Source organism: Nostoc sp. C110, assembly GCF_043099725.1.
GTDB lineage: Bacteria > Cyanobacteriota > Cyanobacteriia > Cyanobacteriales > Nostocaceae > Nostoc > Nostoc muscorum_A.
Window position 1 is genome coordinate 678,340 of the sequence record NZ_CP171148.1, and the last position, 12,359, is coordinate 690,698.

The 12,359-nt window shown below is 41.3% G+C and carries 14 protein-coding genes; 5 read left to right on the plus strand and 9 right to left on the minus strand.

Annotated elements, in window-relative coordinates:
• Positions 1-676: 676 nt before the first annotated feature.
• From ACFFRD_RS08660 to radA, 3 genes are all read right to left on the minus strand, one after another.
• The gene (locus ACFFRD_RS08660) at positions 677-865 is read right to left on the minus strand and encodes a WD40 repeat domain-containing protein (RefSeq protein WP_392481167.1); all 189 of its coding nucleotides are present in this window, start codon (positions 863-865) and stop codon (positions 677-679) included.
• Positions 866-1,034: 169 nt separating this feature from the next.
• Positions 1,035-1,760 carry a Uma2 family endonuclease gene (locus tag ACFFRD_RS08665; protein WP_392481168.1) on the minus strand — a complete coding sequence of 242 codons (726 nt, stop codon included), beginning with the start codon at positions 1,758-1,760 and terminating at the stop codon, positions 1,035-1,037.
• A gap of 123 nt (positions 1,761-1,883) precedes the next feature.
• A complete protein-coding gene (radA, locus tag ACFFRD_RS08670) occupies positions 1,884-3,410 on the minus strand; it encodes a DNA repair protein RadA (protein WP_392481169.1) in 1,527 nt (508 codons plus the stop codon).
• 170 nt (positions 3,411-3,580) lie between these two features.
• Between radA and rpaB the strand changes: the two genes are divergently transcribed.
• Positions 3,581-4,309, plus strand: a complete 729-nt coding sequence (gene rpaB / locus ACFFRD_RS08675; RefSeq protein WP_012412029.1) for a response regulator transcription factor RpaB — start codon at positions 3,581-3,583, stop codon at positions 4,307-4,309.
• Between the two features lie 199 nt (positions 4,310-4,508).
• Positions 4,509-5,141, plus strand: coding sequence for a cofactor assembly of complex C subunit B (locus ACFFRD_RS08680; RefSeq protein WP_190934740.1), 633 nt, complete (start codon positions 4,509-4,511; stop codon positions 5,139-5,141).
• A gap of 32 nt (positions 5,142-5,173) precedes the next feature.
• On the opposite strand, the gene ACFFRD_RS08685 is transcribed toward ACFFRD_RS08680, so the two are convergent.
• Complete coding sequence (locus ACFFRD_RS08685; protein WP_392481170.1) at positions 5,174-6,088, minus strand: M48 family metallopeptidase; 915 nt, start codon at positions 6,086-6,088, stop codon at positions 5,174-5,176.
• 5 nt (positions 6,089-6,093) lie between these two features.
• On the opposite strand from ACFFRD_RS08685, the gene ACFFRD_RS08690 reads away from it, so the two are divergent.
• The 3 genes from ACFFRD_RS08690 (at position 6,094) to ACFFRD_RS08700 (ending at position 7,977) form a co-directional block, all read left to right on the plus strand.
• Positions 6,094-6,243, plus strand: a complete 150-nt coding sequence (locus ACFFRD_RS08690; RefSeq protein WP_392481171.1) for a hypothetical protein — start codon at positions 6,094-6,096, stop codon at positions 6,241-6,243.
• 102 nt (positions 6,244-6,345) lie between these two features.
• Complete coding sequence (locus tag ACFFRD_RS08695; protein ID WP_012412032.1) at positions 6,346-6,864, plus strand: DUF456 domain-containing protein; 519 nt, start codon at positions 6,346-6,348, stop codon at positions 6,862-6,864.
• A gap of 480 nt (positions 6,865-7,344) precedes the next feature.
• Positions 7,345-7,977, plus strand: a complete 633-nt coding sequence (locus tag ACFFRD_RS08700) for a PEP-CTERM sorting domain-containing protein (protein WP_392481172.1) — start codon at positions 7,345-7,347, stop codon at positions 7,975-7,977.
• Between the two features lie 159 nt (positions 7,978-8,136).
• Here the strand turns inward: ACFFRD_RS08700 and nblB are convergent, their stop codons facing one another.
• The 5 genes from nblB to ACFFRD_RS08725 all read right to left on the minus strand — a co-directional run bounded on the left by nblB (position 8,137) and on the right by ACFFRD_RS08725 (position 11,789).
• Entirely contained in the window at positions 8,137-8,802 is a 666-nt protein-coding gene (nblB, locus tag ACFFRD_RS08705) for a phycobilisome degradation protein NblB (RefSeq protein ID WP_392481173.1), read from the minus strand.
• Positions 8,803-8,878: 76 nt separating this feature from the next.
• Entirely contained in the window at positions 8,879-9,343 is a 465-nt protein-coding gene (locus ACFFRD_RS08710) for a CBS domain-containing protein (RefSeq protein ID WP_012412035.1), read from the minus strand.
• A gap of 223 nt (positions 9,344-9,566) precedes the next feature.
• Positions 9,567-9,977 carry an 8-oxo-dGTP diphosphatase MutT gene (gene mutT, locus ACFFRD_RS08715; protein WP_392481174.1) on the minus strand — a complete coding sequence of 137 codons (411 nt, stop codon included), beginning with the start codon at positions 9,975-9,977 and terminating at the stop codon, positions 9,567-9,569.
• 250 nt (positions 9,978-10,227) lie between these two features.
• A complete protein-coding gene (locus tag ACFFRD_RS08720; RefSeq protein WP_012412037.1) occupies positions 10,228-10,572 on the minus strand; it encodes a DUF760 domain-containing protein in 345 nt (114 codons plus the stop codon).
• A 260-nt stretch (positions 10,573-10,832) separates the two neighbouring features.
• Positions 10,833-11,789, minus strand: coding sequence for an RNA polymerase sigma factor, RpoD/SigA family (locus tag ACFFRD_RS08725; RefSeq protein WP_114081492.1), 957 nt, complete (start codon positions 11,787-11,789; stop codon positions 10,833-10,835).
• Between the last annotated feature and the right edge of the window lie 570 nt (positions 11,790-12,359).

Below are 12,359 nucleotides of genomic sequence, written 5' to 3' on the forward strand. Positions count from 1 at the left end.
CGCACTCCTAGCGATTTTATTGTTGATAAATTATCTAGTTTGCTGAAAGTAAGAAACTCTAGCAGATAAGGGCTGATAACATCCTTAAAATTGAGGTTAGCACCACTATCAACACAAGGAAATACACTTTTCTACAATCTTTGAACGGTCTTGTGTAACCAAACAGACAATTTTTACAGGGATAGCTAGATGATGCTACTTATACTTACGTATTTTAGCAGATGGGATATAACCAGTGTCTGCGGTAATATGTGCGAATATTCTGGTTATCACCTTTTGGAGTTGTAGCTAAACCACATCTGATTCCTAGCAACTCAATTAGGATTGAGTTTTGAAACAGTAAGGATATAGCGTGACATCATGGTTTTTGAGAAAAAACTAAAGTTGCTATAGACTTCTCCAAATAAAATATTATATGTATTTCAAGTGCTGAATATGCGATCGCTCTCAAAAATTAATCTTTATGGGAGCCAGTATTGTTATTTGATAGCTACTTCGGCATCGACTATCAAAGTTTCCAGTATAGGTGATTCCTCAAAAGCAGAAAATTATCCTCCGTATCAAAAAAGACTCTTGAAGCTACAATAATTTATCTAGTTCATCAGCATTCAGGCCTAGTTGACGCAAACGTTCTGCTAATTGTTCCACTTTTCGTTTACTTTGAGCAGCTTCTTGTTCAGCTTTCATAGCTCGTTGAATTGCAGCTCTTTTTAGAATTAATATCGGAATGAGCAGTTAGGGTGCGAATTTCTCTACCTATTTGCACATTCCAAATTTTGATAGTGCCGTCAATACTAGCACTAGCCAGAATTTGCCCATAACTACTAATGGCGGCGAAATTAACCTTGCCAAAAGCCTCATTCACCCGATCACTAACACTGGGATTAAAATCTTTTGGCGATCGCAGCTGTTAAACCCTCATTTTGCCTAACAACTGGTTTCAACCATACTTAATGATTTGTGAGAAATAAGATTCCCAACTTGTTTGACAAATCGGGGATTCAGTGGATTTCAATTTTTCCTAAAACATTTCATCATAGTTCCGGTTCAATTCCCGCCGCCCGCAATTGTGCTGCTAGTCGTTCAGCACGTTGGCGTTCCTGTTCGGCACGTTGGCGTTCTTGTTCGGCTAATTCTGTTCCCCAAGGTAGAAGGTTTCCTTGTTCATCCCACCACCGTAACCACTTTCCTACACGATTTTCACGAGTACCTTGGGACACTCCAAGGTAAAGATTCATTTCGGCTATCCAGTAGCGTTGATTTTCATCAGGCTCTTGCAAAATGTACTGTTCTGTAGTTAAGCGATACATCTCTAAACTGCCGCTATCTGGCTCAAAGATAATGTAGTTTGGTACTTTTAAAATGCGCTCGTAGAAAAACCATTTTCCTGGGGGATATGTCGCTTTGATAGAATACTCTGTCTCCTGTGTATCGGAAACAAATTCCATCACAATTACAGGAATGTCACCCTGTAGTTGAGGTGTGTAACTGCGTATTACTTCTTCTCTACTAACATTAATTTTGGCAATGAAAGCCCAATCAGGGGCTTTAATGACCATTTTGTTGTTTAGAGTGGCACAAATGTCGTAATTAGTTGTTGTTAGGGCGTTAGCTGAAATTTTTCCGGTTAATTGTAGGCTTTCCGTGAGTGCAGCGGCTAATGCTGGTTGGTTGATGTTGTCTACTGGATCATCTGGAAGTTTGTAATCATCGGGTAGTTTTTCCCAAGTGATTTGGTAGTCTTGGGTGAGAGTTGTCATGATGGGTTTTCCTTTGGTGTGTAAAAGGGACTGGGGATTAGGGACTCGGTTTTCACTCGTAAAAATTATGAAATTTGCTTTAACCCTTCCCAAATTTTGGAACAATTTCCCAGTCCCCAATAGTTACTCATCTTCATCGGGTTCTAAATCGTCGGTTGTCAATTCTTGATGCGGAATGGCGGCGATAATCGCATCTATTACTTTAGAGACTGGTAATATCTCAATATTTAAATCGGGGAATTTTGTCCCTTTTGGCACAATCGCTCGTTTAAATCCCAACTTAGCAGCTTCTTTTAACCGCAGTTCCATTTGGGAAACCGATCGCACTTGTCCACCTAGCCCAACTTCACCGATTAAGACTGTACCGGGATCGACGATGCGATCGCGGAAACTGGCAACGATTGCGATCGCTATTCCTAAATCTACTGCTGGTTCTTCCACATTCAAGCCACCCGCAGAAGCAACGTAGGAATCTAACTTGGACATGGGAATTCCTACGCGTTTTTCTAAGACGGCGAGAATTTGCACTAGGCGGTTGTAGTCTACCCCTGTTCCAGCACGTCGAGGAGAAGGGTAACTGGTGGGACTCACCAAAGCTTGCAATTCTACAACAATGGGGCGAGTACCTTCGCAAGCAACCACAATGGCAGTACCTGGCGCTGGATCGTCACGGTTGCCTAAAAATAACTCTGAGGGATTGGAGACTTCTCGCAATCCATCTGTCACCATTTCAAAGATGCCGATTTCGTGAGTTGCACCGAAGCGGTTTTTAACTGTGCGTAATAATCGATGGGAGGCAAAGCGATCGCCTTCAAAATACAACACTGTATCTACTAAATGTTCTAAAACTTTTGGCCCGGCGATCGCTCCTTCTTTAGTAACGTGTCCCACAATCAGCATGGTGACATCTTCGTGCTTTGCCACCTTCATCAGTGCTGCGGTACATTCTCGTACCTGAGCGACTGAACCGGGTGCAGAAGTCAGCGCCGGAAAAAACACCGTTTGGATACTATCAATCACCGCCACATTTGGTTTTAGAGAATCTATTTCCCGTAAAATTTCTTCTAAATCTGTTTCTGGCAGTACATATAAATCTGCACCAATACTGTCAGGGTCTATGGGTAGTGTAGGATCTACTACTACTGTTACCTTCTCCTCATTAACCACACTTAGGGGTTTTGATACTCCCAAACGGGAAGCTCGTAATTTTACTTGCTGTCCCGATTCTTCACCTGTTACGTAAAGGATGCGGTATTTCTGTGCTAATTGATTAGATACTTGCAACAATAAAGTCGATTTACCAATACCTGGATCGCCACCAATCAGCACCATAGAGCCAGGTACAACCCCACCTCCAAGCACTCGATCTAATTCTCCATAACCAGACTCCCAGCGAGCGATTTGGCGATCGGTAATTTGATCGAATGTTAAAGAGGCTCGTGCTTTAGCTGGTTTATTGTGAGATTTGCCATTGCCTTGAGCGGATTGCCAACTACTTACGCCCCCTCGACTGGGTACATCTACTGAGGATTGAATAGAAATTTGTTCTTCTAGAGAGTTGTAAGTACCGCAAGCTGGGCACTTACCAAACCACTGGGGCGATTCTGCTCCACATTCATTACAAGTAAAAAAGGTTTTTGGCTTTGCCATTCTTAAATCTTATTAAATAATCTTAATATTTACTTAATTCTTGAAAAAAACTAAAAACCAATAATAGTAGTATTTAGAGCTTTTTCCAAATCAATTGATGGAATGATATCTTAATATTATGGTATTAAAAATTAATCATGTAAATTTTTAGTCAAGGAGCCTAGAGAAACTTGGAAAGCCATAAAGAAAAAATCTTGGTGGTAGACGACGAAGCCAGCATTCGCCGGATTTTGGAAACGCGCCTTTCCATGATTGGCTACGATGTAGTGACGGCTGGTGACGGGGAAGAAGCTTTAGAAACTTTTCGCAAAACTGAGCCTGACTTGGTAGTTTTAGATGTAATGATGCCAAAGCTAGACGGCTATGGTGTATGTCAAGAATTACGAAAAGAATCAGATGTCCCCATTATTATGCTAACAGCCTTGGGTGATGTAGCCGATCGCATCACCGGATTAGAATTGGGTGCTGATGATTATGTAGTTAAACCATTTTCCCCCAAGGAGTTAGAAGCCCGGATTCGCTCGGTGCTACGGCGGGTAGATAAAAACGGTGCTTCTGGCATTCCCAGTTCTGGGGTAATCCATGTCGCTAATATTAAAATCGATACGAATAAGCGACAAGTCTACAAAGGCGATGAGCGCATTCGATTGACGGGTATGGAGTTCAGCTTGTTAGAGTTGTTAGTCAGTCGCTCTGGAGAAGCTTTTTCTCGTTCGGAAATTTTGCAGGAAGTTTGGGGTTATACACCAGAACGTCATGTAGATACCCGCGTAGTAGATGTGCACATATCACGTTTGCGGGCAAAGTTAGAAGATGATCCTAGTAACCCAGAATTGATACTCACAGCCAGAGGTACTGGTTATCTTTTCCAGCGAATTATTGAACCAGGGGAGGAGTGAGGAGATGAGGCAGGGGGCAGGGGAGGCTGGGGGACAAGGGGACAAGGGGACAAGGGGACAAGAGGTGAGAACTTGAAACAAGTCTTTCCCCTTGTCCCCAATTCTCCTTGTCCCCAAGTCCTCTTGCCCATGCCCAATGACTAACGGCTAATGACTAATGACTAACGACTAATGACTAATGACTAATGACTAATGACTAATGACTGACCCTAATCGAGTTTTGCGGCGTTTACCTATTGTTGTGGGTGGGCTAGGCGCTGTACTTTTATTGATTAACCGTTTGTTGACACCGGAATTAACCCAGTCCCAATCGCGTGGTGATGTGGTGGGCGTGATTTTGAGTGCGGTGTTAATTTTGACTGGTTTAATTTGGCAGCAAGTTCAGCCGCGATCGCCTGATATTGTAGAACTAATTGGAGAAGAAGGTTTTGTACTTGCAGCAGATTTACCCGAAGCCGTGAAAACAGAGCTAGCCTGGGCATCTCATTTATTGTTGACTAATACAGTAACGCGATCGCTTGTGGTTTATTACCAAGGTAAGGTTTTGTTGCGTCGTGGTATTTTGGGTACTAAATCTGAAGTTGTACCAGGAGTAATCTTAAAACAGGTACTCGAAAAACAAAAGCCGATTTATCTAGTTGCTCTAAAAATATATCCAGGTAGGCTTGAATTTGATTATTTACCAGAGAATACTCAAGGTGTAATTTGTCAACCTATTGGCAACCAAGGTGCGTTAATTTTGGGAGCGAATGCTCCTCGCAGTTATACCAAACAAGATGAAAATTGGATTGCCGGAATTGCTGACAAATTAGCTGTTACTCTTAGTACTTAGATTATTCCCTAGTTTAAAAATCTAAAATTAGTTCACCAAGAAGTCAAAAAATTCCACCCTTCCTTTTCTTCTGGTGTCTTTTCTTCTTTTGCTTCTGATTCTTCCGGTGTATTTAAATTTGTCTGTTGAATTAAATTATCATAAGCTCCAGAATCAACCCATCTTAATAATTCGCCAGCCCGCATAACTACCCAAGAAAGCCCAGACTCTGTATAGCTTAATATTTTAGTGACTTTATCCACACTCTCAAAGTTATTGAATGCAAACTCACGGGCTTGGACAAGAAAATCTTCCATTACAGCAGTAGTTAAGTACTCATCTGGCAAACCTGCGAGTTTCATCAGTGTAGTAGTTGCTACATCGATATCCTGACAAGCAAGCAAAGCCGCACGATCAGCAGTGAACCTAGCCATCATCCGCCAATTATACAAACCCAATTCCATACCACCAGCTATTAAACCACCCACACCCAGCGTTGTACTGCTTAACAAATTTTTCAAAGTTGGCATCACAATTGCCATTTGGTGATAAACCATGTGCTGACTCTTGATGCGAGCAATTTCGTGTCCGAAAACGTAAAGTAACTCATCCGGGCCAAGCCACTCCATTGCATCTAAATTGATACCAACAAGGGGTTTTTCCACGCCAACAATGTAGGTTTCAATGTGACCTGTGCCTTGAAACAGATACAGTTCAGGAAGGGGAGCAACATCAAGAATTTCACAGGTTTCTACAAATGCTTGATGTAATTGGGGAAAATTACGGGGCGAAATTCTGATTTCACTACCAAGGCTTTGCAGTCTGAGTAAGCGATCAATGCCGTATTCGTTAACTTTCTTGAGTAGTAAGGAAACACCAGGCATATTTTGCAAAGAAGCCAAGGCTTTGCGATCAAAAGGATGTTCGTAGGCTTCTGAACTCAGTCCAGTTAATATTTTTCTCGTCATAAGTTTTGAGCTTTATTTTGGAGTGTTTGGGAAGTTCAGTTAGTCAGTACGAATGGCTTGTGTTTTCACTGCGCCTGTGGCTAGGTGTATATTCCTACAACCCACAATTATTAAGACAAGTCTTGAGCGATCGCAGAGAGATTTTAGCAGATTGAACTAGAAAATCATATTTGCTGTCGGTGAAATCTCAGCATTTATCAGCATTTTGCCCAGATACAATATAAAGTAGGGGCGCTTGGAAATTTAGAAATTTATCTATGCAAATTATTTATTGGCTATTAATTGCCGTAATGGTTGTGGGTATCATCGGTGCTGTAGTTCCAGCCATACCCGGTAGCAGCTTAATTTTAATTGCAATTATCGTCTGGGGAATCGTTAGTAGTTCCTTCGCGGCTATCAAAATTCCTCTAATTGTGACAATTATAGTTTTATTGCTCAGTGTCGGAGTGGATTTTTTAGCTAGCTATGTGGGAGCAAGACAAGCTGGAGCTAGCAAATGGGGGCAAATCGGCGCAATTGTCGGTTTAGTTGTGGGATTTTTGGGATTATTGCCAACATTGCCTTTTGGGGGACCACTGTTAGGAATTTTACTAGGCCCGCTTTTGGGAGCAATTATTGGTGAGTACATTTACCGACGTGAATTTGGGTTGGCGGTTAAAGCAGGTATAGGAATTGTAGTCGGCTCTTTGGTGGGAAATTTAATTCAAGGGTTGTTAGCGATCGCAGCAGTTGTAGTTTTCGTTGTGACAACTTGGCCACAAGTATTTGGTTCTTAAGATTTGAGAACAACGGTAATAGCTAGCAATTTGGTTCCTCTCATTTATTTTACGAGAGGAACTGTTTCACTAAATATTAGTAAATTAGTAACTGAAGCGAATAGATACACTGCATACTCTATTTATCTAAAAAATGGTTGAGCAATGCAAAGTATTAAAAATCACTCCTAAATTTGTTTTACTTAAAGTGACTTTCTTTAATTCAGAGCTATTGCCAACAATTTGAACCTTATTAAATGAAAGATATACTAAGCCCGGATATGTAATGAATTAAGATTTCATGAAGGATAGTAATCCGTTGAAGATGTAATGAAGACCACTCAGTAAATATTGCAGGCCCTAAATCTATGTGATTTCATGGAGATAAGAAATACATCACGCAAGTTTCGCTTTCACTGACAGTATTTTCCAGAAATTACTGAGATGAAAAGTAAAGCAATTGCTCTGATTTAAGGTTATTACTAGGAGCCTCAAAGGACAATGATTGATTTTAAATCTAAATTACTAAATGCAACTTTAGCTCTTACTGTTGCAATCCCTTTAGCAACCGCTGGCTTATTTACCTCTGCTGGTTCTGCTCAAGCATACATTGGTTCATTTAACTATAGTACTTCTGATAGAAACCCTTCTGATGAGCCAACTCAAGCCACTCTTAGCAAAACCTCTATAAACTTTCTTCCCAATCCAGGAGCAATTTTACTTACAAACCAAACAGGAGATTTTTTATCTAATTCTAGAGGTTTTATCAAAAGCTTCCAAACAAATCCATTTATTTCTCCTTCCGGGTTTATTGATGTTGGTACTTTAGATGGAATAAAACTGCTTAGTTTGACCAGTCTCGACCCAGCAGTTTTTACTCCACAAAATGGAGGAACAGATATAAACTTGGGTTTCAAGGGACTCTTTGAAGATGGAAGTAAAGCAGAAGGATATATCACTTTTGCTACTCAAGATACTGCTGCAAAAACAACTTACGACAATGGTGGAATAATTAATGCAAGTTTCACAGGTCTTGCGGTAACTTCAGTTCCCGAACCAGCTGCATTACTAGGCTTGGGTGCAGTAGTTGGAGTAATGGCTATGTCTCGTCGCCGCAAAAGTTTCGTTCAATAGACCCATCCTAAATATAAAAAAGTTACTTTTAGCAGCTAAAAGTAACTCTAATTTATCTATTCGATCTGGCTGGAATGCAAAATTTACCAACTAGGTCGAATTTTTTCTGCTGTCAAATAAATCTATATAAAACGTGAATTTTCTTAACCGGAGATAGACTTAAGCTGATTGCAAAGAATTTTTGGCTTCAGTTGCGATCGCTTCGACTTCATCATTAGCCAGTGTTTCTAATATAGATTTGGCTTCTGCACCACCCAAAAGAGCCAGCGCTTGTACAACTCTGTAACGCATTTGCCAGTCTGGATTGGTAGCATAAGGAGCTAAGAGGGGAACTGCTTCTAAATTTCCCAATTCACCGAACGAACTAATAGCAGCAGTTTGCACTAATTCGGTTTCTGACGAGAGTGCCTCTTTGAGCAATTCAAAGGCTCGTGGATCGCCCAATGCTCCTAATGTAGCGATGATACTAAATTGTATTAGCCATTCATCAGTCTTGTAGTAAACCTCCTTTAAGTCTTCAAAAGCATCATGTAGTTGGAGTGCGCCTATACAGTCTGCTGCTGCTGCTTGTACATCTACTTCAGAGTCATGAAGCAAGCGATCGCGCAAGATATCCAAAGATAATTGTAAATCTTGTGTTCCGAGTGTATCCATTTGACTCACGGCTGAGTAACGAACACGGGAATTGCGATCGCTAATGGCTGTTTGAATCAATTCAAAACCAACCGTAGGTTCCAGTTGGCGGATTTGATTTACTGCACGTAAGCGATCGCCTAAATCCTCAGAACTTAGCAATTGCTTAACAGACTCCGAAGTAATACTCATTTAGTTATCCTTGATTTTCAAAAGTGTAAAAAATACTTAACAGTTATCAGTTATCAGGCTGTTAACTGTTAACTGATTATTCTTGACTTGCTGCCATTGCCCGAATAATATCACCACGAGTGAGGATACCAATTACTTGATCTGTACCATCAAGTACTGGCAAGCGGTGAACGCTGCGATCGTGCATGATTGTAGCGGCTTCTTTTAAAGTTTTATCAGGGGAAATTGCGATCGGGTTTTTACTCATCACCTCCCCAACGGTTTGCCCTAGTGCTTTATGTAAGTCACGTTCATACGTAGCAGGATTTTTTAAATAGATAACGCTATCAAGAAACATAATGTACGCAGGTGGAGTAACACCAGTTTCTTGCCACATCAAATCGGTTTCTGAGATAATGCCCACCAATTTCCCGACATCATCCACAACAGGTAGTCCGCTGATGTGGCGTTCTGCGAGAATTTGGATAGCTTCCTTCAGTGGAGTTTCCGCACGAACGACAATAGGATCGCGGCTCATCACATCGGCAACAGTTTTAGGCATTTATTTGTTGATACCTTTTATCAAAGTCTCTGCGCCTATTGTAGAAAATTGCGGGACTCAACCTGATGCAATTAATAGATTGTTACGGTATTGGGCATTGGGAAGAGGACTTGGGGACAAGGAGAATTGGGGACAAGGGGAAAGACTTGTTTCAAGTTCTCACCTCTTGTCCCCAAGTCCCCCTCTTCCCCATTCCCAATTCCCCATTTTCCATTCCCAATTCTCAATTCCCTTTTAAAGCAGCAATAATCTGAGTATTTGCTTTCGGAAAAGTAAACTGATCCAGTTCTTCCAAAGTTACCCAGCGAATTTCATCGGATTCCAAAGGTTGGGGAACACCTGTAACATGGCAGCAGTGATGCACTGTGAGGCTAACGCGCAAATTTGTATAGGTGTGGTCAATAGTAATCAGATGCTCTCCCACTTCAATTACTATTCCTAGTTCTTCGGAAATTTCCCGTTGAATACACTCTTGAATAGTTTCACCAGGCTCGATTTTACCACCAGGAAATTCCCACAAACCGCCCATTGCTCCTTCTGGACGACGGCGATCGATTAAAATTTGCTTTTGGTCATTCCAAATTACTGCAACACCAATGATTTTATGGGGCGGGAAAGAACTGGTTTCATTCATATTTGATGGACAAAAGGGGGAGATGATTAACAACAAAACTCGGCAGACTAATTTTAACTCTGCCGAGTTTTGATTTTTTAAATTTCAACCTTAATGCGTCACTGTTTTGGATATTTTAAAAAAATCTAGCTGATAATTATTGGGAATTGGGGCTAAAGATTTCGCAGAGCCTTATTTATAATTCCTATAGCCGTCACTGTGGCTAGCAATCAGCCCAACAACAATATAGAATTTGCTAACTTTTCTATTTCTAGTCAACTTCGGTGTTGTTGGTCTCTGTCCCTTGTAGGGCGAGTTCAAAATTCATTCTCTGTTCAGCATTACGCAAGAAGTAACCACTAATCATAGCAGAAGCCAAAAGCCGACCTAGACTTTCCCGACTAGTGCTGACGGTGATGCCAAAATGTTCTGAAGGTAGATTACCCAATAATCCTGTAATATTCCGTTCCATCACCTGAAAAACTTCGGCAGATGTAGGTTTAGATAGCTGGGTAACTGTCTCTGGACTCAAGGATTTAACATACTGCCATAGTAAATCGTTGGTTTCTGATTCGCTATTGAAAAATTCTGAGACACGATTGGATGGGTTACTCATTTTTTAGCTCCTTAACTACCACTACTGGCTACGGTGCTTGTGATTTTAATACTAAATGTCTGTTTTGGATTTGACTTAGCTAGCTGTTCTGTCTTCCTGTCAACTAATGTAACAGCCTCGCTTTCTGATGGAAGTAGGTGTAACCGTACTAAAGTCAGCGTATTTTCGTCACCCTAACAAATAAAGCAAAGAGTGAGAAGTTAATTAAAAACTCCTCACTCCCAATTCCTGTACAGACGCGATTAATCGCGTCTCTGCTTTTAACTTGCCAAATATTCACCCATGTTGGCTTTAGACTTGCGAAGTTTGGTTAAAGCTTCCCGCTCAATTTGCCGGACTCGTTCGCGGCTAATATTAAGTATTTCACCAATTTTAGCCAGAGTTAACGCTTGCCCATCAGTTAAACCAAAGCGTAGCGTGATTACTTCCCTCTGTTGCGGCGTAAGATCGCCCATGAGACGATCTAAGTCATAAGATAGGGAAGATTGCATAACAAACTCTTCGGGGGATGCTCCTGGATCTTCCAGCATTTCTCCCAGTTCAGTGTCGTAATTATCACCAAGCCGTAAATCTAAGGAAAGGGGCAAACGCGCCTTTTCTAGATACTCTCGTACTTGTTTGGGGGTTAATTCTAATTCTTGAGCTAGCTCACCAGCTGTAGGAGCGCGTCCCAACTTTTGAGACAATTGGCGCTGTGCCTTTTTAATCTTATTTAATTTTTCAGTAATATGGATAGGCAGCCGAATGGTACGAGCTTTTTCGGCTATAGCACGAGTGATAGCTTGCCGAATCCACCAATAGGCATAGGTAGAAAATCTATACCCTTTGGTAGGGTCAAATTTTTCTACGCCGCGTTGCATACCAATACTACCTTCTTGGATCAAGTCCAGTAAATCGACGTTGCGCTTGATGTACTTTTTAGCAACGGAGACTACCAGGCGCAAATTGGCTTCTACCATTTTACGCTTGGCAATTTCACCATCAGCGATCGCTTCGTTCAATTCTGCTGGTTCTAACTTTGTCGCTTTGGCCCACTCTTCTAAGGTCGGTTGACGACCTAACTGGGTGGCAAGAGATTCTCTTGATTCGTGCAACGTACAAGAACGTTGCACCTGTTTACCATAAAAAATCTCTTCCTCGTGTGTTAAGAGTGGCACACGGCCAATCTCACGCAGGTAAGTCCGCACGAGGTCTGTGGCTGTCTGAGCGGTCTTCATGGCGCTACTCTTTGGTAATGATGGGTTTGGCGGTAGGGTCATTAAGGGATAGATGCTTTGTTTAGGGTGCTACCCAGTCAGACTGGGAACCCATGTATGGTTTGCAACTTACGCGCCCGATAAATTCGGCTGCTCATAATAAACAAATTTAGGCTTCTTAACTGCTAAAAGTTACAGTTATTTCCTACTTTTCACAAGTATCTACAGTTAGATAAAAGCTAGCTTCTTAAACATTTTTTTATTGGAACCTTATTAATAATTGTAACATTTATGAGAAGTTTTGGCTATATAGCGACATTAAATTTCCTGGTTGTTCCAGTTCATGCAATATCGCCCTCTCTCTAAAGGCTGACTATAAGTCAATTTCAGAAATTATTTGGTGAATATAAGCTTCCTCATATTTGCTAAGATATCTCTAATGAGAACTATAGTCATTCTCTTATAACAATTACTTAATTTTCTTGGGAATTGGGCATTGGGCATTGGGCATTGGGCATTGGGTATTGGGCATTAGACACTAATTAATAGTTCTTCTTCCCCTGCTCCCCCTGCCTCCTCTGCCTCCTGCCC

Coding starts and splice junctions, on each gene's coding strand:
- ACFFRD_RS08710 (WP_012412035.1), bottom strand. CDS start 9,343: ATGCCTAAAACTGTTGCCGATGTGATGAGCCGCGATCCTATTGTCGTT.
- ACFFRD_RS08700 (WP_392481172.1), top strand. CDS start 7,345: ATGATTGATTTTAAATCTAAATTACTAAATGCAACTTTAGCTCTTACT.
- ACFFRD_RS08720 (WP_012412037.1), bottom strand. CDS start 10,572: ATGAGTAACCCATCCAATCGTGTCTCAGAATTTTTCAATAGCGAATCA.
- radA (WP_392481169.1), bottom strand. CDS start 3,410: ATGGCAAAGCCAAAAACCTTTTTTACTTGTAATGAATGTGGAGCAGAA.
- ACFFRD_RS08695 (WP_012412032.1), top strand. CDS start 6,346: ATGCAAATTATTTATTGGCTATTAATTGCCGTAATGGTTGTGGGTATC.
- nblB (WP_392481173.1), bottom strand. CDS start 8,802: ATGAGTATTACTTCGGAGTCTGTTAAGCAATTGCTAAGTTCTGAGGAT.
- ACFFRD_RS08680 (WP_190934740.1), top strand. CDS start 4,509: ATGACTGACCCTAATCGAGTTTTGCGGCGTTTACCTATTGTTGTGGGT.
- mutT (WP_392481174.1), bottom strand. CDS start 9,977: ATGAATGAAACCAGTTCTTTCCCGCCCCATAAAATCATTGGTGTTGCA.
- ACFFRD_RS08685 (WP_392481170.1), bottom strand. CDS start 6,088: ATGACGAGAAAAATATTAACTGGACTGAGTTCAGAAGCCTACGAACAT.
- ACFFRD_RS08665 (WP_392481168.1), bottom strand. CDS start 1,760: ATGACAACTCTCACCCAAGACTACCAAATCACTTGGGAAAAACTACCC.
- ACFFRD_RS08725 (WP_114081492.1), bottom strand. CDS start 11,789: ATGAAGACCGCTCAGACAGCCACAGACCTCGTGCGGACTTACCTGCGT.